General features: G+C 65.6%; 5 protein-coding genes. 1 reads left to right on the top strand and 4 read right to left on the bottom strand.

Annotated features, from left to right (window positions below; all coding sequences use genetic code 11):
- Nucleotides 1–400: MarC family protein (locus tag IV091_RS08605; protein ID WP_293467599.1), on the top strand; the 400-nt coding region annotated here is incomplete at its 5' end.
- 3 nt (nt 401–403) lie between these two features.
- Here IV091_RS08605 and IV091_RS08610 read toward each other — a convergent pair.
- The 4 genes from IV091_RS08610 to IV091_RS08625 form a co-directional block, all read right to left on the bottom strand.
- Nucleotides 404–1,114 (bottom strand): ABC-type transport auxiliary lipoprotein family protein, encoded by a 711-nt coding sequence (locus tag IV091_RS08610; RefSeq protein ID WP_366806986.1) that lies wholly within the window; start codon nt 1,112–1,114, stop codon nt 404–406.
- Nucleotides 1,111–2,043 carry an MlaD family protein gene (locus tag IV091_RS08615; protein WP_293467601.1) on the bottom strand — a complete coding sequence of 311 codons (933 nt, stop codon included), beginning with the start codon at nt 2,041–2,043 and terminating at the stop codon, nt 1,111–1,113. Before IV091_RS08615 ends, IV091_RS08610 begins: the two co-directional genes overlap by 4 nt.
- A 15-nt stretch (nt 2,044–2,058) precedes the next feature.
- Nucleotides 2,059–2,853, bottom strand: a complete 795-nt coding sequence (locus tag IV091_RS08620; protein ID WP_293467603.1) for an ATP-binding cassette domain-containing protein — start codon at nt 2,851–2,853, stop codon at nt 2,059–2,061.
- Nucleotides 2,854–2,855: 2 nt separating this feature from the next.
- Nucleotides 2,856–2,980: ABC transporter permease (locus IV091_RS08625; protein ID WP_293467607.1), on the bottom strand; the 125-nt coding region annotated here is incomplete at its 5' end.

The raw sequence follows: 2,980 nt of genomic DNA on the forward strand, positions 1-2,980 counted from the left end.
GCTGATCAGTTCCATGAACATGCTCAACGCGCAGCCGGCCGAGGCCAAGCCGCTCACGAACGAGATGGAAGACGGCGCGGAAAAAGCCGCCATGGGCGCCAGCATTGCCGTGGTGCCGCTGACCATCCCGCTGCTCACCGGGCCGGCCACCATGTCCACCGTGGTCATCTACGCTGAAAAAGCCAATACTTTTTTCCAGCTCAGCACACTGGTCGGCTACGGCGTGGTCATTGGCCTGGCCACCGCGCTGTGCTTTGCGCTGGCCGAACCGATTGCCCGCGTGCTCGGAAAAACCGGCATCAACGTGATGACCCGCCTGATGGGGCTGATTTTGGCGGCGCTGGCCGTGGAAGTGATGGCCGGGGGTCTGACCAAGCTGTTTCCGGTGCTGCGCGGCTAGCGGCTAACGCGCCGGCGCCTGCTGCAGCCACTGGTCCAACTCTTCAATCGCGGCATCGGTGGCCGCCGTCAGGGCGCGCACGCCGCCGGGCGCATCGGCGCTGGGGGCGGGCCGCTGCACCACCACGCTGCGCTGACCCAGCAGTTTTTCACCGGCGGGCGTCAGTTCCACCAGCGTGGCGCGCAGGCGGATCAGGCCGACACTGGCCTCGGGCGTGCTGAACAGCTGGCTGAACTCTTCAAGCTGCAGGCGCAGCAGCAGCGGCAGTGCGGTGCTCTGGCTGCGGTTGAGCGCAACGCTTTCGCGCGCATTGAACACCGCGCGGCGCTGGCTGAGCTGCTCACGCAGGCGCTGGCGCACCAGCTGCGCGGCCGGCATGCTCCAGCGCGCTTTCGAGTAGGGGCGCAGCTGCTGGTCATCGGCGTAGCCCAGGCGATACAGCACGGCCATGTTGTCCAGCGCGCCGCCCGCGGTGGTGATGTCGTCAATCGCCAGCGGCGGCAGCGGCGCCTGGCGTGCGTCAGCCGCGGTGGCCAGCAGGCCGGGGCCAAAGTCATACATGGTGGCGCGCGCGGGCTTGTCGGGCAGCGCGCAGCCGCTCAGCATGGCACCCATCAACATCAAGGAAATAATAGCCGTAGCCCAATAGACACGGGCATAAAATGCTACCGATTTAATAGCAATTGGCTGCGGCGTGAAAAAGCGTGGTGTCATTCTTGTGCTCCGTTGGGGGAAAAGCCGGCCTCGCCCGGGCCAGGCACCGGCGGACCATTGCCAAAGATCAGCGACTGCGGGTTGTCGTCCACCGCGTTCACGGTACGCCGAAGCTGGCGCATGGCGCGCGCCGTTTCGTCGGCCACCTCGCCCAGCTTGGGCAGCGTGGCGGCGCTGAAGGTTTCCACGCCCGCCGCCAGCGCCGCGCCGCCCTGCGCAAGCTTGTCGATCGGCCCGCCCTTTTCATTCAGGCGCCGCGCCGTGCCCGCCACCTCGTCGCTGGCGACCTTGACCGCGCGCAGCGTCACGCTGGTCTCGCGCGACAGCGCGGGCAGGGTCGCCACCGTGGGCTCCAGGCCCTTGGCCACGCGGTTCAGGCTGCCCGCCGCTTCGCTGAGCTGCGTCACGGCCACATTGACGGCCTGCTGGTTTTCGTCGGACAGCAGTTTGTTCAGCCGCATGCTGGCCTGTTCTGCCTGGTTGAAAATGACTTCGCTCTGCTTGATCAGCTTGTCGATCAAGCCGGGCTTGAGCGGAATGCGCGGCGGGTCCTCGTCGTTGGGCACCAGCCGCTCCGCGGATTCGCCCTCGTCATCGAGCTGGATAAATCCCAGCCCGGTCACGCCCTGGGACGCCACGGTGGCAAAGGTCGAGGTGGTCACGGGCGCGCTGCGGTCTATGGACACGCGAATCAGGACATTCCCCTTTTGCTTGGTGTCAAAGCCGATCAACTCGACCTTGCCGACCGGCACGCCGCGGTAACGCACCAGCGCCTGCGGCTGCAGGCCGGAGATGATTTCGCTGGTGCTCATTTCATACAGGTCGCGCTGGGTGTTGTCGCGCGTCAGCCAGAGCGCCAGCAGCGCCAGCAGGGCGCTGACCAGCAGCACAAACGCGCCGGCGATCAGGGCATGGGCTTTGTTTTCCATCGTTGAAATCTCTTTCTAGTTCGGGCTCGGGTTCGCAGGGGGGTGCAGCAGCGCCATCGCGCGCTGGCCCCTTTCGCCCAGGAAAAATGTCTGGATAAAAGGGTGCGCAAACGCCACCACTTTTTCAGGCAGATCGTTGATGATGACCTTCTGGTCGGCCAGCACGGCAATCCGGGTGCTGAGCTCGAAAATCGTGTCGAGGTCGTGCGTGACCATCACCACCGTCAGTCCCATGCCCTGGTGCAGGGTGCGCAGCAGGGCACAAAAACTGTCGGCGCTTTCCGGGTCCAGCCCGGCCGTGGGCTCGTCGAGCAGCAGCAGCGGCGGGTCCATGATCAGGGCGCGCGCCAGCGCCACCCGCTTGACCATGCCGCCCGACAAATCGCTTGGCATCTTGCCGGCCACCTCCGGCCCCAGTCCTACCATTTGCAGCTTGACCATGGCGGCCTCGCGGATCAGCGCGGCCGGCAGGGTGCCCAGTTCGCGCAGCGGAAAGGCAATGTTTTCGAGCACGGTGAAGGCCGAAAACAGCGCGCCTTGCTGAAACAGCATGCCGACGCGGCTGGCAGCGCCCCGCTTGCTCAACTCGGCCGCGGGTTTGCCCAGTACCATGATCTCGCCCCGGGTCGGCGTTTCCAGCCCCAGCATCTGGCGCAGCAGCACGGTCTTGCCGGTGCCCGAGCCGCCCACCAGCGACATCACCTCGCCGCGCTCCACCGTCAAATCCAGGTCCTTGTGAACGACGGATTTTTTGTCGCCGTTCCGGAAAACGGTCCACAGCCTGCGGATGTCAACGACGGCATCGCTCATGTTCAGATGCCGACGTTCTTGAACAGCACGGCAAACAGCGCATCCACCAGAATCACGACGGTGATCGACGTGACCACCGAGGCCGTGGTGCCCTGCCCCAGGCTTTCGGTGTTGGGCTTGACGCGCA

It is taken from the genome of Polaromonas sp., assembly GCF_018780625.1.
In the GTDB taxonomy this organism is placed as follows: Bacteria; Pseudomonadota; Gammaproteobacteria; order Burkholderiales; family Burkholderiaceae_C; genus Polaromonas.

What these genes read in the sequence shown, in the direction of transcription:
- IV091_RS08610 (WP_366806986.1), bottom strand. Translation starts at nt 1,114, where the DNA reads ATGACACCACGCTTTTTCACGCCGCAGCCAATTGCTATTAAATCGGTA.
- IV091_RS08615 (WP_293467601.1), bottom strand. Translation starts at nt 2,043, where the DNA reads ATGGAAAACAAAGCCCATGCCCTGATCGCCGGCGCGTTTGTGCTGCTG.
- IV091_RS08620 (WP_293467603.1), bottom strand. Translation starts at nt 2,853, where the DNA reads ATGAGCGATGCCGTCGTTGACATCCGCAGGCTGTGGACCGTTTTCCGG.